Annotated in this window: 26 protein-coding genes; 11 read left to right on the forward strand and 15 right to left on the reverse strand. The window is 65.5% G+C overall.

Going from position 1 to position 26,394, the window contains the following annotated elements; genetic code table 11:
• Window positions 1-63 precede the first annotated feature (63 nt).
• The 13 genes from HZI36_RS07965 to HZI36_RS08025 form a co-directional block, all read right to left on the reverse strand.
• Window positions 64-1,245 carry a beta-ketoacyl-[acyl-carrier-protein] synthase family protein gene (locus HZI36_RS07965; protein ID WP_179402099.1) on the reverse strand — a complete coding sequence of 394 codons (1,182 nt, stop codon included), beginning with the start codon at window positions 1,243-1,245 and terminating at the stop codon, window positions 64-66.
• Complete coding sequence (locus HZI36_RS07970; protein ID WP_179402206.1) at window positions 1,242-3,659, reverse strand: MMPL family transporter; 2,418 nt, start codon at window positions 3,657-3,659, stop codon at window positions 1,242-1,244. The genes HZI36_RS07965 and HZI36_RS07970 overlap by 4 nt, the downstream gene beginning before the upstream one ends.
• Entirely contained in the window at window positions 3,659-4,279 is a 621-nt protein-coding gene (locus HZI36_RS07975; RefSeq protein WP_246326999.1) for an outer membrane lipoprotein carrier protein LolA, read from the reverse strand. Before HZI36_RS07975 ends, HZI36_RS07970 begins: the two co-directional genes overlap by 1 nt.
• Window positions 4,280-4,314: 35 nt before the next feature.
• The gene (locus HZI36_RS07980) at window positions 4,315-4,743 is read right to left on the reverse strand and encodes an acyl-CoA thioesterase (RefSeq protein ID WP_179402101.1); all 429 of its coding nucleotides are present in this window, start codon (window positions 4,741-4,743) and stop codon (window positions 4,315-4,317) included.
• Complete coding sequence (locus HZI36_RS07985; protein WP_179402102.1) at window positions 4,740-6,338, reverse strand: aromatic amino acid lyase; 1,599 nt, start codon at window positions 6,336-6,338, stop codon at window positions 4,740-4,742. The genes HZI36_RS07980 and HZI36_RS07985 overlap by 4 nt, the downstream gene beginning before the upstream one ends.
• Complete coding sequence (locus tag HZI36_RS07990) at window positions 6,325-8,040, reverse strand: glycosyltransferase family 2 protein (protein ID WP_179402103.1); 1,716 nt, start codon at window positions 8,038-8,040, stop codon at window positions 6,325-6,327. Before HZI36_RS07990 ends, HZI36_RS07985 begins: the two co-directional genes overlap by 14 nt.
• Window positions 8,037-9,764 (reverse strand): AMP-binding protein, encoded by a 1,728-nt coding sequence (locus HZI36_RS07995; protein ID WP_179402104.1) that lies wholly within the window; start codon window positions 9,762-9,764, stop codon window positions 8,037-8,039. The genes HZI36_RS07990 and HZI36_RS07995 overlap by 4 nt, the downstream gene beginning before the upstream one ends.
• A complete protein-coding gene (locus HZI36_RS08000; RefSeq protein ID WP_179402105.1) occupies window positions 9,761-10,393 on the reverse strand; it encodes a COG4648 family protein in 633 nt (210 codons plus the stop codon). The genes HZI36_RS07995 and HZI36_RS08000 overlap by 4 nt, the downstream gene beginning before the upstream one ends.
• 20 nt (window positions 10,394-10,413) lie before the next feature.
• Entirely contained in the window at window positions 10,414-10,668 is a 255-nt protein-coding gene (locus HZI36_RS08005) for an acyl carrier protein (RefSeq protein ID WP_179402106.1), read from the reverse strand.
• On the reverse strand, window positions 10,665-10,970 hold the full coding sequence (locus HZI36_RS08010) for a phosphopantetheine-binding protein (RefSeq protein WP_179402107.1): 306 nt from the start codon (window positions 10,968-10,970) through the stop codon (window positions 10,665-10,667). The genes HZI36_RS08005 and HZI36_RS08010 overlap by 4 nt, the downstream gene beginning before the upstream one ends.
• On the reverse strand, window positions 10,945-11,739 hold the full coding sequence (locus tag HZI36_RS08015) for a 1-acyl-sn-glycerol-3-phosphate acyltransferase (RefSeq protein WP_179402108.1): 795 nt from the start codon (window positions 11,737-11,739) through the stop codon (window positions 10,945-10,947). Before HZI36_RS08015 ends, HZI36_RS08010 begins: the two co-directional genes overlap by 26 nt.
• On the reverse strand, window positions 11,723-12,400 hold the full coding sequence (locus tag HZI36_RS08020; protein WP_179402109.1) for a beta-ketoacyl synthase chain length factor: 678 nt from the start codon (window positions 12,398-12,400) through the stop codon (window positions 11,723-11,725). The genes HZI36_RS08015 and HZI36_RS08020 overlap by 17 nt, the downstream gene beginning before the upstream one ends.
• A gap of 270 nt (window positions 12,401-12,670) precedes the next feature.
• Window positions 12,671-13,495: an IclR family transcriptional regulator domain-containing protein gene (locus HZI36_RS08025; RefSeq protein ID WP_179402110.1), complete on the reverse strand. Its 825-nt coding sequence runs from the start codon at window positions 13,493-13,495 to the stop codon at window positions 12,671-12,673.
• 268 nt (window positions 13,496-13,763) lie between these two features.
• Here HZI36_RS08025 and HZI36_RS08030 point away from each other — a divergent pair, with 268 nt between their 5' ends.
• From HZI36_RS08030 to HZI36_RS08080, 11 genes are all read left to right on the forward strand, one after another.
• Window positions 13,764-14,585 (forward strand): cyclase family protein, encoded by an 822-nt coding sequence (locus tag HZI36_RS08030; RefSeq protein WP_343050045.1) that lies wholly within the window; start codon window positions 13,764-13,766, stop codon window positions 14,583-14,585.
• 2 nt (window positions 14,586-14,587) lie between these two features.
• A complete protein-coding gene (locus HZI36_RS08035; RefSeq protein WP_179402111.1) occupies window positions 14,588-14,935 on the forward strand; it encodes a cupin domain-containing protein in 348 nt (115 codons plus the stop codon).
• Window positions 14,932-15,735 (forward strand): SDR family NAD(P)-dependent oxidoreductase, encoded by an 804-nt coding sequence (locus HZI36_RS08040; RefSeq protein WP_179402112.1) that lies wholly within the window; start codon window positions 14,932-14,934, stop codon window positions 15,733-15,735. The genes HZI36_RS08035 and HZI36_RS08040 overlap by 4 nt, the downstream gene beginning before the upstream one ends.
• An 8-nt stretch (window positions 15,736-15,743) precedes the next feature.
• Window positions 15,744-16,649, forward strand: coding sequence for a 3-hydroxyacyl-CoA dehydrogenase family protein (locus HZI36_RS08045; RefSeq protein WP_179402113.1), 906 nt, complete (start codon window positions 15,744-15,746; stop codon window positions 16,647-16,649).
• Window positions 16,650-16,660: 11 nt separating this feature from the next.
• Window positions 16,661-17,599: a 3,5-dioxohexanoate:acetyl-CoA acetone transferase gene (gene kce / locus HZI36_RS08050; RefSeq protein WP_179402114.1), complete on the forward strand. Its 939-nt coding sequence runs from the start codon at window positions 16,661-16,663 to the stop codon at window positions 17,597-17,599.
• A gap of 127 nt (window positions 17,600-17,726) precedes the next feature.
• Window positions 17,727-18,893: an amino acid ABC transporter substrate-binding protein gene (locus tag HZI36_RS08055; protein WP_218883730.1), complete on the forward strand. Its 1,167-nt coding sequence runs from the start codon at window positions 17,727-17,729 to the stop codon at window positions 18,891-18,893.
• 20 nt (window positions 18,894-18,913) lie between these two features.
• Window positions 18,914-19,801, forward strand: coding sequence for a branched-chain amino acid ABC transporter permease (locus tag HZI36_RS08060; protein WP_179402116.1), 888 nt, complete (start codon window positions 18,914-18,916; stop codon window positions 19,799-19,801).
• Window positions 19,802-19,887: 86 nt separating this feature from the next.
• Window positions 19,888-20,796 (forward strand): branched-chain amino acid ABC transporter permease, encoded by a 909-nt coding sequence (locus tag HZI36_RS08065; protein WP_179402117.1) that lies wholly within the window; start codon window positions 19,888-19,890, stop codon window positions 20,794-20,796.
• On the forward strand, window positions 20,793-22,340 hold the full coding sequence (locus HZI36_RS08070; RefSeq protein WP_179402118.1) for an ATP-binding cassette domain-containing protein: 1,548 nt from the start codon (window positions 20,793-20,795) through the stop codon (window positions 22,338-22,340). Before HZI36_RS08065 ends, HZI36_RS08070 begins: the two co-directional genes overlap by 4 nt.
• A gap of 67 nt (window positions 22,341-22,407) precedes the next feature.
• The gene (locus HZI36_RS08075) at window positions 22,408-23,529 is read left to right on the forward strand and encodes a porin (RefSeq protein ID WP_179402119.1); all 1,122 of its coding nucleotides are present in this window, start codon (window positions 22,408-22,410) and stop codon (window positions 23,527-23,529) included.
• A 13-nt stretch (window positions 23,530-23,542) separates the two neighbouring features.
• The gene (locus HZI36_RS08080; RefSeq protein WP_179402120.1) at window positions 23,543-24,229 is read left to right on the forward strand and encodes a DAPG hydrolase family protein; all 687 of its coding nucleotides are present in this window, start codon (window positions 23,543-23,545) and stop codon (window positions 24,227-24,229) included.
• Window positions 24,230-24,319: 90 nt separating this feature from the next.
• Here the strand turns inward: HZI36_RS08080 and HZI36_RS08085 are convergent, their stop codons facing one another.
• Complete coding sequence (locus HZI36_RS08085) at window positions 24,320-24,829, reverse strand: NADH-quinone oxidoreductase subunit B family protein (RefSeq protein WP_179402121.1); 510 nt, start codon at window positions 24,827-24,829, stop codon at window positions 24,320-24,322.
• Window positions 24,829-26,391, reverse strand: coding sequence for a hydrogenase large subunit (locus tag HZI36_RS08090; RefSeq protein WP_179402122.1), 1,563 nt, complete (start codon window positions 26,389-26,391; stop codon window positions 24,829-24,831). The genes HZI36_RS08085 and HZI36_RS08090 overlap by 1 nt, the downstream gene beginning before the upstream one ends.
• Between the last annotated feature and the right edge of the window lie 3 nt (window positions 26,392-26,394).

Genomic DNA, 26,394 nt, shown 5'->3' on the forward strand with positions numbered 1-26,394 from the left:
CCAAGGAGATTGAGCGCCCCCACGGGGGGCAGCGAACGTAGTGCGCGTGGGGATCGTTTCATCTCAGCGCCCCAGAATCAGGCTGGCGTTGCTGCCGCCGAAAGCGAAAGAATTGCTCATCACGTATTGGTCCCTTGCGTCGCCGCCGAGGCGGCGCGCCGTCTGCACGAGATCGAGCGGCGGCAGCGCCGGGTCCGCGTCGCCGTCCCACGCGTGTACCGGCAACGCCATGGCGCGCGCGAGCGTCAGCCACGCGAACGCAAGCTCGGTGGCGCCCGCCGCGCCCAGCATGTGGCCCGTCGACGGCTTCGTGCCGCTCGCGGGCACGCCGTCGGCGAACACGCGCGCCATCACGTGCGCCTCCATCGCGTCGTTGTGACGCGTCGCCGTCGCGTGCAGGTTCACGTAGCCGATCGCGGACGGCGTCACGCCCGCGTCCGCGATCGCCTCGCGCAACGCGTCCTCCGCGCCGCGCCCTTGCGGATCCGGCGCGGATATGTGGTGCGCATCGCTCGATTCGCCGACGCCCGCGAGCCGGATCTCGCCGTCGTCGCGGCTCATCAGGAATACCGCCGCGCCTTCGCCGATGTTGATCCCGCGGCGGTTGCGGCTCATCGGGTTCATCCGCACCGGGCTGACCGACTCGAGCGATGCAAAACCCTGCATCGTCAGCTCGCAGAGCGAGTCCGCCCCACCGACGACGACCGCGTCGCAGACACCCGAGCGCAGCAGGCGGCGCGCGGCGGCGAACGCCTTCGCGCTCGACGTACAGGCAGTCGATACCGTATAGGCCGGCCCGGCCACGCCGAGCGCCGCTTTCACGAACGGCGCGGCCGTGCCGATTTCCATCTGCCGGTAATCGAATGCGGGCGGCATCGCGCCCGTCGCGGCGCGATGGGCGAATGCCTCCTCGGCCGCGCGGATGCCGGACGTGCTCGTCCCGATCACGACGCCGATGCGGCCCGGCCCGTGGCGCGCGATCGCCGCATCGATCGATGACGCGATCTGCGCGATTGCGGCCAGCAGCAGGCGATTGTTGCGGCAGTCGAAAGGCACGAGCGGACCGGGCGGCGCAACGTCGAGCGGCGTGCCGACGCATCCGGCATAAGCGTCGCCAAGCCGGGTGGGCACCCGCGTCATCCCGGGCGACACGCGCGCGTCGAGCGCGTCGACGATCTCGTCCACGGTCCCGCCGAGCGCGTTGACCATGCCGAGCGCATGCAGAAAGACGGGCGCATGCTTCATGAACGGCTCTCCTTGCCCGACGGCACCGCGAGCGGCGCGAACAGCACTGAAAACACGATGCCGAGGGCAAGCGTCGTGCCGAACGCGCGCAACGCGGGCATCGCGCTTGCGCCGAGCATCCCGAACGACAGCAGCGTCGTCGCGGCGGACAGCAGCACGCCGGTCCAGACCGCGCCGAGATCCGCGGCGTCGCGCATGCATCCTTCGCGCAGGAACACCGCGTAATTCGCGCCGACACCGAGCACGAGCATCAGCGCCAGCCAGTTGAACAACGTCAGCGGCACGCCCGCATAGCCGTACGCAGCGAGCGTCAGGCCGATCGCGCCGACGACCGGCAGCGTCGTCGCGATGCCGCCGCGCACGCCGTAGCGCCACATCAGCAGCGCGGCGACCACCACGAGCGCGCCGCCGAGCCACAGGCCGCTATCGACGCGATATGCGCCGAACAGTCTCGATGCGCTGGCGGCCTTGTCGACGAACGTCACGCCCGGCATCCGGTGCGCGATCGCGTCGAGCGCCGCGAGGTTCACCTCGTCGACGTGGCCCGGAATCGCCAGCGCCGCATAAACGGGCTCGCGCCCGTCGATCCGGCCCAGCCACAAATGACGGAACGGCGCCGACCAGCGCGCGGCCAGCCACGCGTCGACCGACAGCGTCGCGCTCGCCCCGTGCGTGAACGCGTCGATCCACGCGCGCGCGACATCGTCCCGAAAACCCGCCTGCACGAGCGTCGCGCGCAATGCCGCGGGATCGGCGAATACACGCGCGGCCAGCGCCGCGCGGTTGCGCGCCTGCCGCTCGGCGGACGGCACGAACGCGGAGATCGACTGCACCCCCGCCACGCGCTGATCGCCGCCGAGCGCATTCAGCGCCGCCGTCAGCCTCTCGGATCGCCGCAGTGCCTGTTCCGGCGTCCTGCCCTCGACGACGAAAAACTGCGACGTGTTCCCCAGCCCGATCGCGTCGCGCACCGCGCGCTCCTGGCGCGCGAGATCCGGATCGCGCTGGATCAGCAAATGGATGTCGTCGTCGCTGGTCAGCAGCATCCAGCCCGGCACGGCGGCGAGCGCGAACAGCATGGCCGCCACCGCCGCGCGCCGGCCGCGCAGCAGCGACCGCCAGACGGCAAGCGCACGCGCGACCCGCGCGAACAGACGCACCGGCACCCGTTTCGGCCCGTCGGCAAGCGTCAACGGCAAGAAACCCGTGACCGCCGCGAACGCCGACAGAATGCCCGTCATCGCAAAGCAGGCGATCTGCTTGAGCGCCGGAAACGGCACCCACATCAGGATCGCGTACCCGAGCAGGCTCGTGGCGAGCGCGACGAGCAGCGCCGGCCGCACGTCGGCGGCGCCACGCCGCGGATGCCAGCGCGCGCCGCTCGACAGGTACACGATGAAATACTGGATCGAATAATCGACGGCCTCGCCGATCAGGCTCGCGCCAAACACCAGCGTCAGCAGATGCAGCTTGCCGAACAGCAGCATGGTCACGGTCAGCGCGCATACGATGCCGAACGCGGTCGACACGAACGCAAGCACGAGCAGGCGCGCGGATCGGAACACGCTCATCAGCAGCAGCGCAATGCCGCACAACGACACCACACCGATCACGTGCACATCGCGCTCCGCGCTCGCGCGCGCCGCGTCCGCGTAGAACACCGTGCCGGTGCGGTCGATCCGCACCCCCGGGAAGCCCGCCGCGATCGCCTGCTCGGCATCGGCCGTCGCATGCCGCACGGCCTGCTGCACCTTCGTTTCGTATGCCGAACCGGCGAGCGACGTCATCACGAGCACGCCCGTCGCACCGTCACGGTGAGAGACGAGCATCCCATCCTCGAGCGCGAGGCCGGACGAGGACAGCGGCAAGCCGGCCAGCCAGTGCTGGAGCCAGCCGAACGGATCGTCGGAAACGGCCGTCGGCAACGCGTCGACCGGCGGGCCGTACAGCCGCCGCGCCAGCGATTCGGCCAACGGCCTGTCGCCGCGCTCGATCGACGCGCGGTCCACGTCCGTCAGCAGACCGAAGCGTGCAGGCAGATAGGTCGCCGCAATCTGCGACGGATCGAACGGCGGCACCTCGACCGTCACCGACCGGAATGCGCCGCTTCGCGCGAGCCGCGCGCCCAGCGCTTTCGCAGCGGCCTTCGCGCGCGCCGCATCGGCGTCCGTGACGAGGTAGACGGTCCTGCCGCCGAGCGCATCGCTCAGCGCATCGACAGCCTTTTCCGCGACCGGATTCGCTTCGGTCGCCGGCAGCAGCGCGAGCAGATTCGTCTGCAGTGGCGACGGGCCGGCGAATCGCCACAGGCAATACGCGACGGCGGCGAGCGCAACCAGCGACCACGCCGCGCGCAGCAGCCAGGCCGGCGCGCGCCGCGCCGCGTCATCCGTCGAATCGCGCATCACATCCATCAACGCGCCCCCAGCCATGCCCGCTCGGCGGGCGCAAGCGTATCGACGCGGGCCGAATTCACGAATTCGAGCTTCGTGACGTTGCCGTTCGCAAACGCGATGACAAGCGTTTCGAGGTAAGCGCCTCCGCTCATTCGCAACTCGCGGATCGCCTGCGCGATCTGCGGCTGGTTCGGCCGCAGCAGCATCCGCCAGCGATCCGGCGTGCCGTTCGCCTCGACGTCGAACTGCGCGTAAAGCGACGACAGATCGCCGCCCAGCATCCCGCGCATCATCCGCGACACCTGCGCGACGCCGCGCCCGCCCGCGTCCGCGCGAACGAGCTGCCCGTTCGCGTCGACTTCCCGCACGCCCGCGTCGGTGATCACGTAGGTCGCCTTGTACGGCGCGTCCGTCTGCCAGATGACGCCCGCCGCACGATCGAACACCAGCGAACCCTTGCTGACGAGCGGCTGCCTCATCGCCGCGAGGGTCTGGGTCTGGATGAAGCCGGCGCGAATCGCGCCCGCGTGCGCGAGCCGCGCGGCAATCCCGGATACGAGCGATGCGGCGGCCGGCCGCTCGGCAACCGGCGACGCGGCCGCGCCGGTTTGCGCGCAAGCGGCACTCACGGCAAGCATGCCGAATGCCGCCGCCACGCACCAACGTCGCCCGATCACTCGCATCGTGCCTCCACGCGCGCCGTCAGCGCGGGCGGGCAGACGAACTGCAACTCGTGCGTAACCGCATCGACTGCGAACTGGATCGTGTATCCCTTCGTCAGCCGTTCTCCGGATTCGCTATCGACAATCTCGTAACCGATCTTCAGCCGGTTCTCGAATTCGAGCAGCGTCGTACGCACGTCCAGGCGCTGGCCATAGGCCGCAGGCCGCACGTATTTGAGGTGCGCCTCGACGACCGGCCACATGTAACCGGATGCCCGCATCGCCGGATAGTCATAGTCGATCGCGCGCAACAGTGCCGCGCGGCCGCTTTCGAAATACTTCAGATAATGCCCGTGCCAGCAGACGTTCATCGCGTCGACGTCGTGGAACGGCACCTCGACGCGCGCGGTCGCCGTCAGCCGGGACAACGCTGCGCTCATGCCACCTCCTTGCCGTGGATCGCGCCGATCGGCGCGCATGCCGCGATCCGCGCGGTCAACGCGCGCAACTCGGCCTCGAGCGGCCGATCCTCATCGACGAACGGCGACAGCCGGCCGACATCGTCGACGAACGCGCGCAGCGCGTCCGACAGTTGCGTGCCCGGATCGACCCGCATCCGCAGGCGCACCGCCTGGACGGCCGCGAGCACGTGCGCGGCCGCGACCTGCTCGGTCAGTGCGAGCACGCGCAGACAGTCCCGGGCCGCGATCGTCCCCATGCTGACCTTGTCCTGATTGTGGGATTCGGTCGACCGGGAAAACACGCTCGCGGGCATCGTGTGCTTCAACGCTTCCGCCGTCCACGCGGACGCCGAAATCTGAACCGCCTTGAAGCCGTGATTGATCGGCGCGCGCTCGGGCGATGCGCCGGTCAGGTTGCGCGGCAGGCCGTTGCTGAACTTGTCGTCGACGAGCAGTGCAAGCTGCCGATCCATCAGGTCGGCGAGGTTCGCGACCGCGGTCTTCAGCGCGTCCATCGCGAATGCGATGTGGCCACCGTAGAAGTTGCCGCCATGCACCACGCGGCCGGCGTCCGGATCGATCAGCGGATTATCGTTCGCGCTGTTCAATTCGTTTTCGACGTCCCGGCGCACCCACGTCAGCGCGTCGCGCACGACACCGATCACGTGCGGCGCGCAACGCACCGAGTAGCGATCCTGCAGGCGACGCCCCGGCAGCTCGTCGCGACCGGCGAGATCCGCGCGAATCCAGGCCGCCGCGTCGGCCTGCCCGGCATGCGGCTTCGCGTCGAACAGGAGTGGATCGAAATGACCCGCGCGGCCATCGAGCGCGACCGTCGTCAGCGCAGTCAAACGGGCAGCCAGGCGAGTCAGGTGATCGGCACGCGCGAATGCGAGGCACGCGAGCCCCGTCATCACGGCCGTGCCGTTCATCAGCGCCAGCCCTTCTTTCGGCGCCAGCGTCAGCGGCTCCCGGCCGAGCGCGCGCCATACGCCGTTCGCCGCGCGTTCGCTGCCGTCGAACATCACGGTTCGCTCGCCCGCGAGCGCCGCCGCCACGTACGACAACGGCGTCAGGTCCCCGCTCGCACCGACCGAGCCTTCGGACGGAATCCGCGGCAGGATCCGGTGATTGACGAGATCCGCAAGCCGTTCGAGCAACGTCAGCCGTACCCCGGAATAACCGAACGCGAGCGAGTTGAGCCGCGCGACGATGATCGCGAGGGTCTGTTGCGAGTCGAACAGCTCGCCCATCCCGCACCCGTGATAGCGCGTCAGCTGCAGCGGCAGGGCCTCGACGAGCATGGCCGGCACGTCGACGACGCATGCGTCGCCGTAGCCGGTCGTCACGCCGTACACGGTGCCGCCTGTCGCCAGGTACTCGCGCAACCATGCGGCGCCGCGCTCGATCCGCGCCCGCCACGCCGGCGCGTCGCTCAGCGCAACAGAGGCGCCGTGGCGTGCGATCGCGAGCACGTCCTCGATCGACAGATGCCGTCCGCCGATCACGACCGTCGCGTTCACCGCATCGTTCCTTGCGACCGCGGTCGCGTCCATCAGGTCATGCTCGGCCACGCGGACCTCCATCGGAGCCTGCCCAGAAATCGAAAAAATTGAACCATTGATACGGCGCCTTCCGGCAATAGTGTTCGAGCCGGGCAGCGTAACGCTGCGCCCATTGCGCGACGTGCGCGGCGCGATCGCGGCGCGGCAGCTCAATGCGTTCGGCGAAGGGTTCGAAGTAAAGGCGGTACTCGCCGTCTTCCTTCAGACAGAAGAACAGGTAGACCGGGCAGCCGAGCGCGTGCGCGAGCACGTACGGGCCCTGCGCGAACGGCGCGCGAGCGTCGAGAAAGCAGGCGTCGACGGTCCTGCCGGTGTCGTGCGGAGGCACTCGGTCGCCGACGATCACGAGCAGCTCGCCGGCGTCGATGCGCGATTGCATCATCATCGCGGTTTCGGGGCCGAAATCCGCGACCTCGACGAGTTGCTTCGCGAAATCCGCGTTTGCCCCCCTGAGCACGCTGTTGAAGCGTTTGGCATGCTCGGTATAGACGACCGCGGTCACTTTGGTGCGTGCGTCGCGCAGCGCGAGCGCGCGCGTCATTTCCAGATTGCCGAGGTGCGCGCCGATCACGAGCGCGCCGCGCCCGGTCGCGATCAGCGCGTCGAACGCGGACGCGTCGTCGAACCGCACGCGCAGGCGATCGGTGCGGCCCGACCAGGCGACGAACTTGTCGAAGCCCGACTGGGCGAACTCGAGCATGTGACGGTAGGCGGTGCGCCACCCGGGTGTCGACTGCGCGGCCGACGGGCATGCGCGCGCGAGCCGGGTGAAGTACGCATGCGACGCGACGCGAGCCGAGCGGTGGGTCAGCACGAAGTACGCGACGATCGGGTACAGCCACGCCGACGTGATCCGCGTGCCGAAGCAGCGGCAACTGAGCGCGAGCAGCGCCATCCCCGCGCGGCTGCCGCGCTCGGGCATGCGCCACCACGATCGCGCGCGTTCGCCTTTGGCGGTTGCGCCGCGCGACGGCATCAGACGGCGCGCGAGCAGCAGCGGCGCGCGCACCAGCATGCCCGCGACGAGCCGCGTATGGCTGGCGCTGATGCGCACGTTGTCCCACAGCACGTCGAAGTGCGAGACCCCGTCGGCCGGATACACCACGCGCGTCGGGATGGTGCGGAACGCCAGCCCGCGCCAGTGCAGGCGGACCAGGATTTCGCTGTCGAAATCCATCCGCGTGGGCATCGAGACCGAATCGATCAGCCTGCATACGGCGTCGAGCGGATAGAGGCGGAAGCCGCACATCGCATCGGGGATGTCGAGCGACAGCGTTTCGATCCACACCCACACGTGCGTCAGATAGCGACCGTACAGGCGGGCCTTCGGCACGCTCTCGTCGAAGCGCGGCCGGCCCAGAATCACCGCGTCCGGCGTCGCGCGCGCGGCCTCGACGAATTTCGGCACATCGGCGGCATCGTGCTGACCGTCGGCATCGATCTGAATCGCGTGCGTGTATCCGCTCGCGCGCGCCGCGCGCAGTCCGGCCATCACGGCCGCGCCCTTGCCTCCGTTGACGGGCAAACGCAGCAGCGTCACGTACGCGCGATGGCGCTCGGCAAGCTCGGCGAGCGTCTGCTGCGTCTGCGCATCGCTGCCATCATCGACGACGATGATCGGCAGCCCGTGCACGACGAGCCGCGCGAGCGTGCCGCCGATCGCGTCGCGATGGTTGTAGATCGGGATGACGACGCAGATGCCGACCTTCATGCGCCCTCTCCGTAAGCGATCACGCCGGACGTGCATTCCCGTGCGCCGCGCCGGAACGTGAAGCGCACGCGCCTGCGATCGGCATCGTGCGCGAGGCTCAGCGCAAGCACCGCGCCCGGCGGCACCGGCGCCTTGAATTTCAGATGCTCGATCGAACGGACAGCCCGCACGCCGGGGATATCCCGGCTGGCGATCCTCACGGCCCAGTCGATCTGCACGACGCCCGGCAGGATCGGCAGTCCGGGAAAATGCCCCGCGAAATGCGCCAGCCCCGGCGGCACGCGCAGCTCCGCATGCAGGTTGCTCGCGTCGCCCCATTCGGCCAGCAGCTCGAAGCCTTCGGGCGTCGGCGCGAATACGCTCTCGATCGCCGCTTTGGGCAGTTTGCCGCGGGCATCGAACGGCATCGCCCGGCGAAAGCGCCAGTGACGCGGCAACGCGACCGGATCGAAGTAGGCACCGAGATCGCGGCGCAGCGCCGCGGCGACCGCGAGGCGCCCGTCGGTCTCGAGCGCCCGGCGCCCCGCGTCGGTCGGCACCGCGGCCACCCCGACCCGCGCACGCGATATGCCGTCGATGACCGTCGCCGCCGCCTGCGCGACGAACGGATGCCTGACGATGCGCGCCTCGAGTTCCTGCAGCGACACGCGCTTGCCGTTCAGCTTGACGACCCGGTCGAGACGACCGGTCAACTCGAAGCGGCCGGCCGCGTCGAAGCGGGCCGCATCGTCGGTGCGGTGCCATTCATCGTGCCCGAGATGCGCGGAGCGCACGCACAATGCGCCGCCCGCGTCGCTGCCCGCGTCACGGCCCGCGTCACGGTCCTCCTCGCAGCGCACGTCGATGCCGCGCATCGGCTGCCACGCACGCGTCATATCCTGACGACGCCACGCAATGCCACCCGTCTCCGTGCTGCCGAAGATTTCGAGCGGCGCCATGCCGAATGCGGATGCGTACGCCGCCGCGGCCTCCGGCGTCAGCGGCCCGCCCGACGAGAAGAATGCGCGCGGCGCGGGGACCAGCGCGGCAAATCCCGGCAGCGACGGCCAGCGCGACAGTTGCGACGGCGTCGACACGACGACACCGCCGCCATAAGCGGCCAACCGGTCCCGCAGTTGCAGCGGCTCGAGCGTCGAGGCGCGGTCGAACGCGCGCCCCGCCGCCAGCGGCCACAGAATCCTGAACAGCAGCCCGTAAATGTGGTGATGCGGCACGCTCGACAGCGTGACCGCGCCGCCGACACATTCGCCCCACTCTCGCTGCAGCGTGCGGACTTCCGCGTCGAATTGCGCAAGCGTCTTGCGCACCGGCTTGGCGACGCCGCTGCTGCCCGACGTGTAGAGCGTGATCGCGGCCCGGGCGTCGATCGCCCGGGACAGCGCCGGCGCAGCGGGCGTCGAGCGGGTGTTCGCGCACGCATCGAGCGCACGCGCATCGAGCAGTTGGTCGTACCCTTGCGCGAGTTCGCTCAGATAGTCCGGCGCCGAACTCGCCGGAACGACGACTTCGCGCCCGGCTGCCGCGATCGCAAAGAACGCGCACGCGAAATCGTAAGGATCGTCCGTGCAGATCGCGACGCGGCGGGCATCGCCGGATTCCACCGCGCGCGCGACGGCATCGGCGCGCGCGCGGAAATCGGCCAGCGTGAAACGCGCGCCACCGTCGCGGCAGACCGCGACGCGGGTGTCCGTGCTCGCGGCCAGGAGGTCGTGCAAAGCGATCATGCGGCCCCGGCTCCGCCGTGCCGCGGCATGACGAACCACTGTCGCCAGATCCACTCGCCCACCAGCAGCGCGCCGATCAGCGCATAGACGATCGCGCCGTTGTAAAGCGACCACGCGGCACGGCTCCAGCACATCGCGGTATAGACGGAAAACGCGCCGTTCAGCACGAAGAACGCACACCAGATCTGCGTGACCCGCCGCGTATACCGCACGACGGCCGTGCTCGGGTCGCGTGCGCGTGTGCGCGCGAATTTCTCGATCATCGACGGCCCGCGATACAGCGTCACGCCGAACGCGGCGAGCAAACCGGCGCTGACGAACGCCGGATACAAACGGAGCAGCATCTCGCTGTCGGTCACCGCGATCGTCAGCGAGATGGCGCTCAGCACGAGCGCCACACACCAGTCGACACGCGTGAGCCGATTGAGCGCCGACGCGAACGAACCCGTCCCGATCCAGCGTTGCAACCACAGCAGCAGGATCAGCATGCAGCCGACGTAGCGCGGCGCGATGCCGCGCCAGGCGAGCAAAAACACGAACGGGTAAGCCAGCATCAGCGCGACCCTGGCCGCGACGCGCATACGGCGCCGCCATGTCGAATCGACCGCGTACTCGCGCGCGTGTCTCATCGCGTGTCTCATCGCGTGTCTCAACATTTCGCACGGGCGAGCAGCGTGTGAACGGCGGCGATCACGTCGCCGACCGTACGCACCGATTTGAACTCTTCCGGCTTGATCCGCTGCCCGGTCATTTCCTGAAGCTTGATCGCGAGATCGACCGCATCGATGCTGTCGAGATCGAGCTCTTCGAAGAGATGAGTGTCAGGGGTCACGCGTTCCGGCTCGATCGCGAAATTCTCGTTGAAAATCACGCGGATGCGATCAAGGATGTCTGCATCAGTCACGAGTCACTCCCCTTTGCCGTGGCGGCTTCGTTCAATGCCTGATTCGACTGCTGGCCAGCGATGAACGCGGCGAGCGTATTGATCGAGCGGAAGTGGTCCCGCGTGCGTTCGTCGTTCGCGGTGATCGTCAGTTGAAATTCCTTGCGCAACATGATGCCGACTTCGAGTGCGTCGACCGAGTCGAGCCCGATGCCGTCGGTTGAAAAAAGAGGCGCGTCGTCATCGATATCGTCGACCGTCATGTCGTGCAGATCGAGCATCTCGATCAGCAATTGTTTAATTCGCAGCTTTAAAGTATCCATGCTGAAACAGGCGTTGGGTGATATGCGCTTCCACGACTTGGGCAATAGTGCGCGCCGCCAGCGACTGCGACGCGTGGTCGCCGGACAGGCGACCCGCTTCGATCGGATCGAGCACGTCGATCCGCATCCGGAACGCGCGCGATGGCACGTGATACCAACGCAGCGCTTTCGTAAACACGGGGGGATCGCAATCGATCAGCGTCGGTTGAATCGGGCTGCGCGATTGCAGCGCGATATGCGCGAAGCCGCGCGAAAAGGCATGCAGGCGACTCGCGCCGGGGCTGCGCGTGCCCTCGGGGAAAATGATCATCGTGTAGCCCGCCGCCAGTTGCCGCGTGCCGGCCTCGACCAGTTCGACGGGATCCGAGTTGCTCACGTATTCGGCTGCGCGCACGATGCCCCAGAAGCACGGGTTGCCCCAGTGGGCACGCTTGACGACGCAGCACGCCTTCGGCGTCAACGAAAGCAGCACCATCACGTCGAGATAGGTCGGATGATTCGCGATGACGATCGACGGGACGCCTTCGCGCAATCGCGCCGCACCCGTCACCTCGAGCTTCATCACGCCGATTCGCTGCAGCACCGCGACGAGCATGCGAAAGAAGTGGTGGATCACGAACGTCACCGCACGCTGCCGCGAGCGCCGGTGCGACCAGAACGCGCCGATCACGACGACGGCCAGCGAGAATGCCGATCCGCACAGCGCAAAGAACGACAGGCTGACGCCGGTCGCGATCAACCGCCAGCCATAGTCAAGCCGCATGATCACGCCAGCTCCAGCGCCAGGACGAACCGCGGCCTTGCCATGTCGCATCCGTGCGCGCCGTCAGGCAGCGCCGGACCGCCGCGCTTTGCGTGAGCTCGCAGCCGGCGCCGACTGCGCGTGGCGCGACCTCGCAAGTCAGATAGCCGGTTGCCGCTTGCGCATCGAGCAGGATCGCCAGTGCCTCGCTGGCCTGCTCCCGGTCGACGTCGCCATACACGGGATCGGCCGGCTCGTTCGCATAGACGAGCAGCACGGGCGATGGCGACGCGTCGCATTGCGCAAACGCCTCCAGCAGCCCGTAACCCAGCGTTTCCGTCCCGGCGGCAACCGCGGTGGCGGGAGACCGGTCCGCGCGCGCGATGCCGAAAATGCCTGTTGCGGCATTAAGGACGGACAGACTGAATGCGGTCGGAGAAACGGGCTCGGCGGTTTGAATAGCTTCTAAAATGCCGGTCGTGCGCGCCAATTCACCATGGCGGGATGCAAATACCATCCGCACTGCTCGGCAATCGGTCGCGCAATCGTGAGCGGCCCGTAACGCGAACCGGGATAACCGGCTCAGTCGGCGGCGCACCATTGGATCGACAAATTCGACGCTCGGCACCCCCTCGGTCGAAATGGACGTCCAACTGGCGATTGGCATGGTCCAACGCAAATCCGCCATTGTCGTTCTCGTTGTTTTATATTCTCGGAAGAAACTTATTGATTAGTGTCAATGCAACCACGATCGACGGATCAGAGTCTTTTACTTAATTTCCGTCGCATACACCCCATATGCCGCGCAATCTAACAGAATATTTCGGCGAGATCAACGATCAAGATACGACATGATTGAGATGCGGCAACACAAACACATTTAATTGCGAATCCAGTGTCCGATTTTCCCCGGTCAACTGGACTCCCAATAGAACAACGTGCCAAGACCGCTGAAGCATTACACATGAAGCGCGGTACGGCCGCCGCCCAGCCGCTGCTGGAGGCGGCTGGCGTGTTCTCGCAGCAATGTTTCCAGGTGTGAGCGCAGCTCGGCGAAACGCTGTGTCGGAACCGGAATCGACACGGCGGCCAAGTCTCCGTTAGGCAAGCGAAGCGCCACGGCAACCGCGCAAATCCCGAGGGAATTCTCCTCGAGATCGGTTCCGATACCCGATGCCCGAGTGGCATCCAACACTTCATCGAGTACGGGCCACGATGTAATCGTGTTGTCCGTCAATCGCGCGAGCCTCAAGCCTGGGCGAAGGTTTTGCAGATGATCCTGGCCCATGGCTGCCAGGATCGCCTTGCCCGGGGCACTCGAATGCAGCGGAAACGACACGCCGATATCCGATTCCGCTCGCAAACGATGCACGCCCGCCACCTGATCGACGAAGACCACTCGGTCGCCGTCAAGCAGCGACAGATCGACTGTCTCCCCGCATTCCCGCGAGATCTGTTGAAGCGTAGGCCGAGCGAGTTCCGCAATTTCAAAGCGTGCCGCTGCCGCCAGCGAAAGCAACGCGGGGCCCAGACGCACGCCCCGCGAAAGCGACGCGGCGATCACCAGGTTCTCGGCATGCAACGCATCGACGATCCGCTGCACGGTCGAGCGCGGCAGCGTCAGCAACTTGGCCAGCTCGCCCAACGTCAGCCCGTCAGGGTGCTCGCCGAGGGCACGCAACAACGCCGCGGCCCGCGCAATCACCTGAACCCCCGAGCGATCCGTTGTGGCGGCTGCGCGGTCGGTCTGCCCTGCTGGTTCGATGGGGGACGGCAAGTTCACGGTCAATTCCTCTCTGCTGTGGTTCGACAGTTTGCCAGACCCGATCGGATCGGCGGTATCCGAGTCGTTTCGACACGATCGCTTGGTCGGCACGACCAAGGGGAATCCCCAATGGGGAAGCTACCGATGACGATCGGAGATCAACGTCCTAAGATCACATCAACCGCATAGAGATACACATGTACTGTATTGCGGTACACAAGAAAGCGCAACCGCGCTGACCTTTTCATAAGCAAGGAGCTGGTTCATGACTATTACGGTTCGCGGTGTGAACTATCAGGAGAACCTGAAAAACGACATGGGGCTGGAGTTCTACGACCTCAGCCATCCGTGGGGCCTCGGCCAGCCGTGCTGGCCGTACTTCGAGGACGTCAAGATCGAGCGCCTTCACAACATGGCGAAGTCCGGCGTACTGACCCAGCGCATCACGACCGTGATGCACTCGGGCACCCACATCGATGCGCCCGCTCACGTGGTCGAAGGCACCCCGTTCATGGACGAAGTACCGCTGCCGTATTTCTTCGGCACCGGCGTGGTGGTGTCCATTCCGAAAGGGAAATGGGAAGTCATCACCGCGGAGGATCTTGAAAAAGCGAGCCCGCAGATCCGCGAAGGCGACATCGTCATCGTCAACACCGGGTGGCACAAGCACTACAGCGACAGCCGCATGTACTACGCGTACTCGCCCGGCTTCTACAAGGAAGCCGGCGAATGGTTCGCGAAGAAGAAAGTCAAGATGATCGGCACGGACACCCAGGCGCTCGATCATCCGCTCGGCACCGCGATCGGGCCGCATGGCCCCGGCTGGCCCAACGGCCTGCTCCCGCAAGTGAACCTGGAATACGAACGCGAGACGGGCCGCAAGGTCATCGAGGACTTTCCGGACTGGGAGCCGTGCCACCAGGCAATCTTGAGCGCCGGCATCTGCGGCATCGAGAACGTCGGCGGCGAGATCGACAAGGTGACCGGCAAACGCGTGACGTTCGCAGCGTTCCCATGGCGCTGGACGCAGGGCGACGGTTGCATCGTTCGCCTCGTGGCCATCGTGGACAAGAGCGGTCAATACCGCATCGAGAACGGAGAAGCCTGACCATGCACGTCACGCGTTTCGGCGAGGCCGCGCCCTATGCGGCCCCCAACCACTACGACATGCGTTCCCTGCGCCTGCAGGGATTCATGCCCGGTGGTCCGGAAAAATTCTGGGTCGGCCTGTCGCATTTTCTGCCGGGCGGTGGAGCGGGTCCGGACAGCTCACCCCTGGAGAAGGTGTACGTGGTCCTCGCCGGCGCGATGACGGTCAAAACCGCCGAAAAGGAAGTGGTGCTTGGCCCATTCGACAGTTGCGCCATTCCCGCGGACGAGATACGCGAGGTCAAAAATCACGGGAATGAAGTCGCGACGATGATCGTCGTCATGCCTTATGCGGAGGCAACAGCATGAACCCGGACTGGTTGAAGGATCCACGCTCGCTCTTCGACATCCGCGACAAAGTCGCTGTCGTGACGGGTGCATCGGGCGCATTCGGAAGTCTTGCGGCAAAAGTGCTTGCCGGTGCGGGGGCAAGACTCGTTCTGGCCGCCGGAAACGAAAGTACCGTCGCACAGACAGCTTCGGAGTGCAGAGCACTCGGTGCGGAAGTCCATATCGTCGCGCGCAGGCCCAACACGGAAGCCGACTGCGAAGCGGTGATGGACGCGGCGTTGACGGCCTACGGCGCGTTGGACATTCTCGTCGTGGCATCAGGCATGAACGATCCGTGCCCGATCACCGACATGTCGCCCGAGCGCTTTGACGCGGTGATGGACGGTAACGTCACGGGCGCCTGGCTGCTTTGCCGGGCGTTTGGCCGGCGCGCCATCCTGCGCGGTACGAAGGCAAAGGTCGTTCTGGTTTCCTCCGCACGCGGCAAGCTCGGGCATCCGGCGGGATATTCGGCCTATTGCGCATCGAAGGCCGCGACGGACGGCTTGACCCGAGCGTTGGGCTGCGAGTGGGGAAAGCATGGCATCACCGTGAACGCGATCGCGCCCACGGTGTTTCGCTCGCCGCTGACCGCGTGGATGTTCGAGGACAACGAGAAGGCCAACAAGGTGCGCGCGGATTTTCTGGCGCGCGTGCCGCTGGGGCGTCTCGGTGAACCGGAAGACCTCGCCGGCCCGCTTCTGTTCCTTTGTTCCCGCGCGTCGGATTTCCACACGGGCCATACCGTGTATGCCGACGGCGGCTATACGGCCGGGTGAGGCAATCCATGGAAAAAATCGCGGTCATCGGTGCGGGGCTGATGGGGCAAGGCATTGCGCAGGTCTTTGCGCTGGCCGGGCATCTAGTCAAGGTTCACGACGTTCAGCGTGCCGCGCTGGACAGCCTGCGCTCGCGCACCGAACGAAACCTCGTGGACCTCGGGCAGGACGAGCGCGCCGCACAACGAATCGCGCCTGTTTCCGACCTGCGCGAAACGGTATGCGATGCCGATGCCATTTTCGAGGCAGGCCCGGAGGATCTTGCGTGGAAACAGGCATTGTTCGGTCAGCTCGAGCGGCTCGCTCCCGCGGACGCCCTTCTGGCAAGCAATACGTCGGCGATCCCGATCACCAGAATCATGGAGCGGCTGGTATCGGGACACCGCGCGCTGGGCACTCACTGGTGGAACCCGCCCTATCTGGTCCCGCTCGTCGAAGTCATCAAGACGCCGGATACGGACGCAGCGCACGCGCACCGGATGTGTGATCTGTTGGCGCGCGCGGGCAAGACGCCCGCGATGGTGGAAAAGGACATCGCCGGTTTCATCGGCAATCGGCTCCAGCATGCGCTCTGGCGCGAGGCGATTTCATTGGTCGCCAACGGTGTCTGCGACGCACGAACGGTCGATACCGTCGTCAAGGCCAGCTTCGGTCGCCGTCTGCCGGTGCTGGGTCCGCTCGAGAATGCGGATCTGGTCGGCACCGACCTCACGCTTGCCATCCATCGCGTCCTCCTGCCCGACATCGAAAGCCACGCCGGCCCTTCGCCCTACCTCGAATCGCTGGTCCGGGAAGGCCGGCTCGGCATGAAAACCGGCGAGGGATTCCGGCGCTGGCCCCAGGAAGAGCAGGATTCGCTTCGCGCCCGGTTACTGGCGCATTTGATCGAGATGAACGCGGCTGAAAACCGCTGAGAGGGAAAACCATGGCAAAAAAATCCAGCAAGGTCATCATCACCTGCGCGGTGACGGGTGCGATCCATACGCCATCCATGTCGCCGCATTTGCCTTTGACCCCGGAGCAGATCGCACAACAGGCGCTCGACGCAGCCGAAGCCGGCGCCGCCATCCTGCATTTGCATGCCCGCGATCCGCACGACGGCCGCCCCAGCGCCGACCCGAACGTATTCGCCGACATTCTCGTCCCGATCAAGGCCGGCACGGACGCAGTGATCAACATCACGTCGGGCGGATCGACGAAGATGACGCTTGAAGAACGTCTCGCGCCGCCGCTGCGCTTCAAGCCGGAGATGGCGTCGTTGAACATGGGATCGATGAATTTCTCGATCCATCCCGTCGCAAGCAAAATCAAGGACTGGAAATACCCGTGGGAAAAACCCTACGTGGAAGGAACGGAGGACATCATCTTCCGGAACACGTTCCGCGACATCCGCCACATCCTTCGCGAACTCGGCGACGGCTGCGGTACGCGCTTCGAATTCGAATGCTACGACGTGGGTCACCTCTATAACCTGGCGCACTTTGTCGACGCTGGCCTGGTCAAACCGCCGTTCTTCATTCAGACGATCTTCGGCGTGCTGGGCGGGATCGGCCCCGACCCGCAATGCGTGACCTTCATGCGGGACACGGCAAACCGCCTTTTCGGCGATAGTTATCAATGGTCGGTGCTCGCGGCGGGCCGTCACCAAATGAGTCTGCTGACGCATGCCGCGGTCATGGGCGCCAACGTGCGCGTCGGCCTGGAAGACAGTCTTTACCTCGGCCGTGGGCAGATGGCGGAGAGCAACGCGGCCCAGGTGCGGAAGATCCGGCGGATCCTCGACGAACTCGGCCTTGACGTCGCGACGCCCGCCGAAGCGAGAGACATGCTGCAGCTCAAAGGCGCGGACGCGGTGGCCTTCTGACAGCGAAGCCTCGAACGAGATAGCGCTGACGTCACGCTGATTCGCGGAACTTGAAATACCGGAAGCGGAACGATTCAAAAGAATACTGGAGACACAAATGATTAGGATGACAAAATTAAAGCATGCGATGGCGGCGGCGCTCGTTCTTGCGTCGGCGGGCCAGGCCCTTGCCGCCGACGACATCGTCATCGGCGCGTCTTTGCCGCTGTCCGGTCCGCTCGCTGGTTTCGGCGCCTATCAGAAGTGGGGCTATGAGACCGCGATCAACGATGTGAACAAGAACGGCGGCATCGACGTCGGCGGCGTCAGGCACAAGGTCAAGCTCGTCATCCGCGACGACAAGACGGATCCCAATTCGACCGCGAGCAATACCGAAACGCTGATCTCCCGGGACGGTGCGGTCGCGATGCTCGGTTCGTGCACGCCGGCGCTCGTCAACGCCGGCGCGCTCGTCGCCGAGCGCCGGAAGGTGCCGATCGTGTCCGGCTGCGATCCGCTGGGCGCGTTCAAGTCCGTACGCCAATGGAAATACGCGTGGGACATCTTCTTCGACGAGGGCGATCTGGGCACCGCCCCGTTCCGCATGCTCGCGGATTACCGGCTGGAAACGAACAAGAAGATCGCCATCTTTTCGGATAATGGTCCGGACGGCAAAGTGGTCGGCGGCCTGATCTGGCCGAATGCGGCCAAGCAAGGCGGATTCACCGTCGCCCAGCAGAACACGTTTCCCGTGGACGCCCAGCAGTTCACGTCGATGATCGGCGAAGCCAAGGCCGACGACGCGCATATCGTCCTGGTGGACGCGATTCCGCCGCAGGCGATCGCGATGCGCAAGCAGATGGTCTCCGCCGACTTCCAGCCAAAGATTCTGGTGATGGAAAAAGGCGCCGAGCCGGAGCAGTTTGCCCGCGCGCTCGGCAAGTTGTCGGACGGCATCCTGGTGGGCGGCTATTGGGATCCCAGCTTCCCGTATCCCGGCGCGGCGGATCTCGGCAAGCGCTTCGAGTCCGAAATGAAGCAGACCCAAAGTCAGCACATCGCGGACTCGTACACGGCCGCGCAGGTTCTCCTCGATGCCATTTCGAAAGCGGGCAGCGTGGACCGCGACAAGATCAACGATGCGATCGGGAAAACGAACAAGACATACGTCGTCGGGCCGGTCGCGTTCGACGCCGCGCATACGTCGCGAATCCCGATCGCAGTCATGCAGTGGCAAGACGGCAAGGCCGTGACCGTCTGGCCCAAAGACAGGGCAAACGGGAAGCCGATCTTTCCGCTGCCTGCCGCCCGCTAACGCATGACAGGAGAACAGTCATGTCAGGATTCTCATTGCCGGATCTCTCCGTCGTCACGAGCAGCCTCGCGTCAGGCCTGCTGCTCGGCGGCATGCTCGCGTTGACCGCGTTGGGCCTGTCGATTGCGTTGGGCGTCATGAAGCTCGTCAACCTTGCGCATGGCGAGCTGCTCGTGGGAGGCGCCTATCTCGGCTACTTCCTGACTCACGTGGCCGGCGTGGATCCGCTGCTGGGGTTGCCGCTCGTGGCGCTTGCGGCAGCGGCCATCGCCCTGCCGTTTCATCGCGTGCTGATCCGGCCGCTTGCGGGTAAAGGCATGGAAGCGCCGATGATGACGATGTTCGGCGTCTCGATCATCTTGCAGAACCTGTATCTGCTCGCCTTCAGCGCGGATACGAGAGCGATCGAGACGCCCTACGCCGCGCACCCGCTGCGGATCGGCCCCATCACGGTTCCCGAGATATACGCGATCGGTTTCGCCGTGTCGGTGCTGCTTGCGCTGAGCGTGCATGCCCTCATTACCCGGTCGGCGTTTGGCCGGGACTTGCGCGCGGCCGCCACGGATCCGACGGCGGCGGCGGTCATGGGTGTCGACGTCGGCCGCGTGCATGCGCTGACGTTCGCGCTCGGGGCCGCCTGCGCCGCGATGGGCGGCGTCCTGATCGGAACGGCGTTCTCGTTCACGCCCAGCACCGGCTCGACCTATTTGCTCATGAGCTTCGCCGTGGTGGTGATGGGGGGCATCGGCAATATCTTCGGCACGCTCGTCGCCGGGATCACGCTGGGTCTTCTTCAAAGCGTCGGCGCGCTGCTGTTCGGCGACGGCTACCGCGACCTGGTCGGGTTGGTTCTCTTTCTGCTCGCCCTGACGCTGCGGCCGCAGGGCATGGTTACCGGAGTTCGGTGATGGCTCAAATGACAAACGATTCCGTTTCACGAGAACAGTCCCGACACCCGCAGCCCACGAGGCGGTATTCCGCCACCGCGGATGCCATGCCGATCCTGGTCGCCGGCGCACTTCTGCTGGCGGCCGCCATCGTGGTTCCCCGCATGGGTGATTACGCGCTCGAAATCGGCTTTCGCCTGTTGTTGCTGATCGCGATTGCCGAGGCGTGGAACCTGATGGCCGGCTACGGCGGCCTGGTGTCGCTCGGCACCGCGGCATTTTTTGGCGCGGGCGCCTATGCACTGACGGGTCTCGTCAACGTCATGGGGCTCCCGTTCCTGGCCGCCCTGCCGCTGACCGGACTGGTCGGCGCAGGTCTCGCCATCGCGGTCTCGCGCGCGGTGTTCCGCTTGCGGGGACTGTACTTCACCGTGGGCACGCTTGCGCTTGCCGAGGCGCTCCGCCTGTTCATGATCAACTACAGCGGATTCGGCGGCGCGTCGGGGATTTTCCTGGCGAAGGATACGCCGGGATTACGCACCCTGTTTCTGATGTCGATCGGCCTGCTCGTCGTGACCGTCGTCGCCATGGATCTCGCGACGCGCTCCCGGTTTTCGATCCTGTTGCGCGCGGTGCGCGACGACGAGGATGCGGCGGCCCAGATGGGCGTGCGGACGTTCCGAATCAAACTGGCCGCTTTCGTCGTATCCAGCTTCCTGACGAGCGTGGCCGGCGGCCTTCAGGCGCTGAAACTGGGCACCGTGGAGCCATACGGCGCATTTGGCGTGCAATGGACGGTCAGCGCGTTGTCGATCGTCATCATCGGGGGCCAGGGATTGCGCGCAGGCCCCGTCATCGGCGCGCTCTTCGTGGTCACGCTGGGCGAGTTGCTCGCGGACTGGCCTGCCCTGCATCTGGCGCTCACGGGCGCCATCCTCATCCTGGTCATTCGCTTTGCGCCACAAGGCCTGGCCGGCGTCGGACAGACGATTTTCAAAGGCAGGGCCAAATCATGAGCAACGCACGTCCATTGCTGGAAGCAACGGATCTCGTCAAACGCTACGGCGGCCTCGTCGCCACGGACAACGTGTCGTTGACGATCAACGCGGGAGAAATCGTCGGCATCGTCGGTCCCAACGGCGCAGGCAAATCCACCCTGATCGGTCTTCTGGGCGGCGCCGTCCGCGCCGACGGCGGATCCGTCAGGCTCGACGGCCGCGACATCACCACGCTCGGGGCGGCGGAGCGCGCACGATTGGGCATCGGCCGGACGTATCAGATCCCGCGACCGTTCCTGAACGTCACGGTGCGGGAGAACCTGCTCGCGGCGCGTTACAGCCTTGATTCGTTTTCCACGAAACACGAGGCGATCGACGCTTGCGACCGCATTCTCGAGCGGACCGGATTGCTCGACGTGGCGGATCTGCCGGCACGGCAACTGCCGCTCCTGCGCCGCAAGCGACTTGAAGTTGCGCGGGCGCTGGCGCTCGAGCCCAAACTTCTGCTGCTGGACGAAGTCGGCGCCGGTCTGGTCGACAGCGAAATCACCGAACTCATCGACCTGATCCAGTCGCTGCGGCACGAAGTCCAGGGGATGATCATCATCGAGCACGTGCTTCGGATCGTTCGCGAATGCTGCCAGCGCCTGGCCGTGCTCAATTTCGGCCGCACGTTTGCGGAGGGCCCCACGCAAGCGGTCCTGACCAGCGACGAAGTCGCCGCCGTGTACCTCGGCACCGCGCATGCGCACGGCAAGGGTTCGGCCGACGCGGCTGCCAGTCGATCGGCAGCGTCACCTCATCCGGGCGACGTCGGGCGTGACCGTCCGGTCGAACCAGCGCGGTCGGTTCCTGTGCTGGAACTCAGGGGAATCCATGCCGGCTACGGGCAGGCGCGCGTCCTCAATGGCATCGATCTCAAAGTGAACAACGGCGAAGTCATCGCGGTTCTGGGCACCAACGGTGCCGGCAAGACGACGCTCGCGAATGTCATTTCGGGCATCGTTCGTCCGACGGCCGGGGAAGCCCGGATCGATGGCCAGGCCGTCAACGACGACGGCCCCCATCGCATCGCGGCATTGGGACTCTCTCAATGCATGGAGGGCCGTCGCATCTTCGGCTCGCTGTCGGTCGAAGAAAATCTCATGCTTGCGGCACGACGGGTGTCGGCGAAGGAGATCCGGGAGCGCCTTGATTACGTGTACGGCATATTTCCCGATCTGCAAGCTCGCAGGAGAAATTCGGGCACGTCGATGTCGGGTGGCCAGCAGCAAATGCTGGCCATCGGTCGCACGCTGATGGCGCGACCGCGCCTGATCGTGTTCGACGAAATCAGCCTTGGCCTTGCCCCGGTGATGATGGACCGGCTTTACCACACGCTTCGCACACTCAAGGCGTCCGGCTTGACGATGCTGATCGTCGAGCAGGACGTCGAACGCGCGCTCGACCTCGCCGATCAAGTGCACGTCATGGAGCACGGGCGCTTCGCGCTGTCCGGGCCAACCGCCTCGATTCGTCACGATCCACGCCTGCGCCACCTTTATATCGGGACCGCGGACTGACCACCACCAGAACCCGCCTTATCGGCAATGACGACGCAACCAACCACATAAAACAGGAGACAAGGTAATGAGGAAAATCATCGCAGCAATCGCAGGTTCGACCGTCTGCGTCGCCGCGCACGCGCAGAGTGCCGTCACGCTATTCGGCTTTCTCGACGCCGGCGTGACCTACGTCAGCAACCAGGGCGGACACGGCAACGTGATGATGGAGACCGGCAATTTTGCTCCCAACCTGTTCGGCGTGAAGGGAGCCGAAGATCTGGGCGGCGGCACCAAGGCGATCTTCATGCTGGAAAATCAATTCGATCTTGCAAACGGCTCCACTATTCCCGATGCCGGCTCCCTCTTCGGGCGGCAGGCCTGGGTGGGGTTGTCGAACGCGCAGTTTGGCGATCTCACTTTAGGCAACCAGCAAGACTTCATGTGGGAATCCCTGCTGTTCGGTGGATTTCACGACCGCAATGGCGGATTTGATGGAGCGCTGCCCTACGGCGGGCTGTACAACTTCCGGCAAGGGCCGTTCTCTGCGCTTGGCATTCCTAACAATCCGACAGGTTCGTTCGATTTCGACCGGGTGGCGGGCTCGGCGCGCGTTGCAAACTCGGTCAAGTACAAATCGCCGGATTTTCATGGCTTCACTTTCGGTGCGTTGTATGGGTTTGGCGGGGTTGCCGGCGACATTTCTTCCGGGAGTTCCGTGAGCTTCGGCGCGAATTATTCGCATGGGCCCTTCGCGATCGGCGCCGCGTACACGGAGGTGAAATATCCTCAAATGAACAACGGGCACGATGGCATCCGCAACTACGGCGCAGGCGCGCATTACGATTTCGGCAGCGTGCTCGCCAGCATACTCTATACGAACACGAAGAACACCATGACCGGCGCCCGGATCGACGTGGGCCAGATCGGCGCGAACTGGTTTATTTCGAATGCCTGGACGCTCGGGGGCAACTACGAGTACATGAAGGGTAATGCCACGTTGCAGAATAACAAGGCGCATCAGGTCACCGCATCACTGATGTACTGGTTTTCGAAGCGCACGTCGGTTTATGTGGAGGGGGTCTATCAACGCGCTTCCGGGGACAACCCCGCAACGGGTGCGTGGATCAACGGACTCATCGGGCCTGCGGCCGCCTCGAGCAGTCACTCCCAGGCGCTCGGGTGCCTGGGCGTGACCACGTTGTTCTGACCAGGAGAAGACGATGAGACTCGATGAAGTGGAAAGCCTGCTCGACCCGACCCCACTGCGCCTGGAAACGGGATATGAGCGGTTGCCCGACGGCGTACTGCATGTCGCCTGCAGAACCGATCTGCACAATTGCACCGGCGAGATGTTCGAGTGGTGGTTCCGGTCACGCCCCGACACGCGCCACTATCGCTGGTGGCATCCGGTCGATCATGTCAGCAGCGAGTGGGCCGAAGGGACCGACGATACCCACGTCGGCTCGATCCATCTGGTCGACGAATGCTTTACCGGGTTGCCGGCCCAAAAGCTGGCGATCCAGTTCCGTGATGCGTCGGAATTCTTCAACGAGAACGCGTACGAGGTCGCACGGGCGGAGCAGCGCATATCGGCCGCGGTGTGCGGCCACGTCGGCATCGGAACGCATCCGGAACGCACGCCGGATGGCAAGGTCGTCGGCGGCCGCCTGCTTCATATCGGACGAGAGACGCCATGGGGCCTTGCGCTGCGCAGTCACTTCTATATCGGACAGGATTTTCCGTCCATGGGAAAAACGCCGGAAGAGATTGGCGCAATATTCCCTGACGAATTCGGGCGTGCGCTGCTCATGCATTGCTACAACGAATTTACGTTCCTGTCGCGATTTCTATCGTCACTGTACCTTGGCGACAATCGGGAAAAAATCGACATCCCGCTGCCCTGGTGAGGGCCATTGTTCCACTGACTTGCGCACCGCATCTGCAACGGGTTCCGCATGGCGGTTCATTTGCGTGCGCGGTGCGAACTGCACTCACGCTCAGCGTGATCGGCAAGCGGCCAGGATGCCTCTCAGCAAATCGACGGGCGGTGGCGGGCATCCGGGGATCGTCACGTCGACCGGCAAGATCGACGAAACGGGACCACACACCGCATAGCTGTCGGCAAAAATGCCGCCCGTGCACGCGCATTCGCCGGCGGCAACGACGAGTTTCGGCGCGGGTGTCGCGTCGTACGCGGCGAGCACCGCCGCCCGCATGTTCAGCGTCACCGGGCCAGTCACGAGCAGCAGGTCGGCATGCCGGGGGCTCGCAACGAACTTGATGCCGAGCCCTTCGATGTTGTAGTACGGGTTGTTCAGCGCGTGGATCTCCAGTTCACACCCATTGCACGAGCCCGCGTCGATCTGCCGGATGCACAATGCCCGCCCGAGCAGATCGAGAATGTCCCGACGGATCCGCCGCTCCTCGTGATGCCAGGCGTCTTCCGCCGCCGGCGCGGGTTCGTCGGGAAAATCGGTGCGCGCGAATTGTCGGAGGAGTTGCCACATCAGAGATCGTGCCCCGCATAGTTCAGGTTGAACGATTTGTTGATCAGCGGGAAATCGGGAACGATGTTGCCGATGATCGCGTGCTCGACCGCCGGCCAGTTCTGCCACGACGGATCATGGCAATGACATCGTGCGATGGCGTCACCGGGTGCGATGTCGAGCGCCACGAACACATCGCCTCGCCAGCCCTCCACCCAACCGACGCCTCGGGAGGGCATCGTCGCCGTCGTCATGTCGACCGCGATGGCGCCCTCCGGTAGATCGGCCAGCCATGCGCGGATCAGGCGCAGGGATGCGTCGATTTCGGCAAAGCGCACCGCAACGCGCGCGGCAACATCGCCGCGCGCGTCACTGACCGCGTCGACGCCCGTGTCGTCATACGGTGCGGATCGCAAGCTCGCGCGCACATCGAACGTCTGACCGCTGGCGCGGGCTGCCATGCCGCGCACGCCGAAATGCTCGGCCACCGCCGCGGTCAATCGTCCCGTGCCAAGGAATCGGTCCTGCAGCCCGGACTGCTCTTCGTAGACTTTCCGCATCACGTGGACTTCGCGCCCGATGCGTTCGCATTGTTCCGCGAGGACGGCCGCGTCGTCGGCGCGAACGTCGACCGCCACGCCCCCCGGCACGATCCGGTCCATCAGGTACCGATGCCCGAATAGTCGAGCGTTCACCCGTATCCAGTCCTCCTTGAGTCGCGAGAACTGCGCGAGTCCGAACCCGAACCCGGCGTCGTTCCCGAGCGCGCCCAGGTCGCCGAGGTGGTTGGCAACCCGCTCGCGTTCCAGCAGCAGCCCACGCAAATAAAGTGCGCGCTTCGACAACGCCACACCGCAGGCCTGCTCGAGCGCCATGCAGTAGGCCCACGAGAACGCGACGGTCGAATCGCCCGCAATTCTCGCGGCAACCCGATGACCGCGCGACGCCGGAGTGCGCTCGAACAGCCGCTCGACGCCGCGGTGGGCATAGCCGAGACGCTCTTCCAGGCGCAGCACCTTCTCGCCGACGACCGAGAACCGGAAATGCCCCGGCTCGATGGTGCCGGCGTGGATCGGCCCGACGGCGATCTCGTGCACGCCATCGCCCGCAACCTGCACGAACGGATAGTCCGCCTCGCTCGACTCGAACACTTCGACGCCCGTCACCTGCTTGCGCAGCGGGAAATAATCGCTGGGCCAGTTGCCGTGATTGAGCCACGGCCGCGTATCCTCGGCGCCGCGAGCCCGCAAGCCGGTCAGATCGAAGATCGCCCGTTGCATGCGCGTTGCATAGGGAAAAACGGGTGCGAGATCGGGATAGTCCCCTCCGGCATCCTGCTTGCGCCCGATTGCGACGCGCGCCCACAGGATGCCGTCGTCGCATTCGTACGCGGCGTTCACCGAAAACTCGCCTTCGCGTGCTTCGCTGCCCCACATTGCAACGAGTCGGCGCCGCGCGGACCGCACCGCGCGCGCGAGCTCGAGCCAGCGCGCTTCGTCGACATCGACGACGGCAGCGGGAATCCGACCCGCCGCGTGCCCCAGGCGGGTCACGCCGTCGATCGGTGTCGAGTCAATTCGCATGCT

Origin of the sequence: Burkholderia guangdongensis (assembly GCF_013403875.1) — a bacterium.
Taxonomy (GTDB): Bacteria; Pseudomonadota; Gammaproteobacteria; order Burkholderiales; family Burkholderiaceae; genus Burkholderia; species Burkholderia guangdongensis.

Coding starts and splice junctions, on each gene's coding strand:
- HZI36_RS07965 (WP_179402099.1), bottom strand. CDS start 1,245: ATGAAGCATGCGCCCGTCTTTCTGCATGCGCTCGGCATGGTCAACGCG.
- HZI36_RS07970 (WP_179402206.1), bottom strand. CDS start 3,659: ATGGATGTGATGCGCGATTCGACGGATGACGCGGCGCGGCGCGCGCCG.
- HZI36_RS07975 (WP_246326999.1), bottom strand. CDS start 4,279: ATGCTTGCCGTGAGTGCCGCTTGCGCGCAAACCGGCGCGGCCGCGTCG.
- HZI36_RS07980 (WP_179402101.1), bottom strand. CDS start 4,743: ATGAGCGCAGCGTTGTCCCGGCTGACGGCGACCGCGCGCGTCGAGGTG.
- HZI36_RS07990 (WP_179402103.1), bottom strand. CDS start 8,040: ATGAAGGTCGGCATCTGCGTCGTCATCCCGATCTACAACCATCGCGAC.
- HZI36_RS07995 (WP_179402104.1), bottom strand. CDS start 9,764: ATGATCGCTTTGCACGACCTCCTGGCCGCGAGCACGGACACCCGCGTC.
- HZI36_RS08000 (WP_179402105.1), bottom strand. CDS start 10,393: ATGAGACACGCGCGCGAGTACGCGGTCGATTCGACATGGCGGCGCCGT.
- HZI36_RS08010 (WP_179402107.1), bottom strand. CDS start 10,970: ATGGATACTTTAAAGCTGCGAATTAAACAATTGCTGATCGAGATGCTC.
- HZI36_RS08020 (WP_179402109.1), bottom strand. CDS start 12,400: ATGGCGGATTTGCGTTGGACCATGCCAATCGCCAGTTGGACGTCCATT.
- HZI36_RS08035 (WP_179402111.1), top strand. CDS start 14,588: ATGCACGTCACGCGTTTCGGCGAGGCCGCGCCCTATGCGGCCCCCAAC.
- HZI36_RS08040 (WP_179402112.1), top strand. CDS start 14,932: ATGAACCCGGACTGGTTGAAGGATCCACGCTCGCTCTTCGACATCCGC.
- HZI36_RS08045 (WP_179402113.1), top strand. CDS start 15,744: ATGGAAAAAATCGCGGTCATCGGTGCGGGGCTGATGGGGCAAGGCATT.
- kce (WP_179402114.1), top strand. CDS start 16,661: ATGGCAAAAAAATCCAGCAAGGTCATCATCACCTGCGCGGTGACGGGT.
- HZI36_RS08055 (WP_218883730.1), top strand. CDS start 17,727: ATGGCGGCGGCGCTCGTTCTTGCGTCGGCGGGCCAGGCCCTTGCCGCC.
- HZI36_RS08060 (WP_179402116.1), top strand. CDS start 18,914: ATGTCAGGATTCTCATTGCCGGATCTCTCCGTCGTCACGAGCAGCCTC.
- HZI36_RS08065 (WP_179402117.1), top strand. CDS start 19,888: ATGCCGATCCTGGTCGCCGGCGCACTTCTGCTGGCGGCCGCCATCGTG.
- HZI36_RS08070 (WP_179402118.1), top strand. CDS start 20,793: ATGAGCAACGCACGTCCATTGCTGGAAGCAACGGATCTCGTCAAACGC.
- HZI36_RS08075 (WP_179402119.1), top strand. CDS start 22,408: ATGAGGAAAATCATCGCAGCAATCGCAGGTTCGACCGTCTGCGTCGCC.
- HZI36_RS08080 (WP_179402120.1), top strand. CDS start 23,543: ATGAGACTCGATGAAGTGGAAAGCCTGCTCGACCCGACCCCACTGCGC.
- HZI36_RS08085 (WP_179402121.1), bottom strand. CDS start 24,829: ATGTGGCAACTCCTCCGACAATTCGCGCGCACCGATTTTCCCGACGAA.
- HZI36_RS08090 (WP_179402122.1), bottom strand. CDS start 26,391: ATGCGAATTGACTCGACACCGATCGACGGCGTGACCCGCCTGGGGCAC.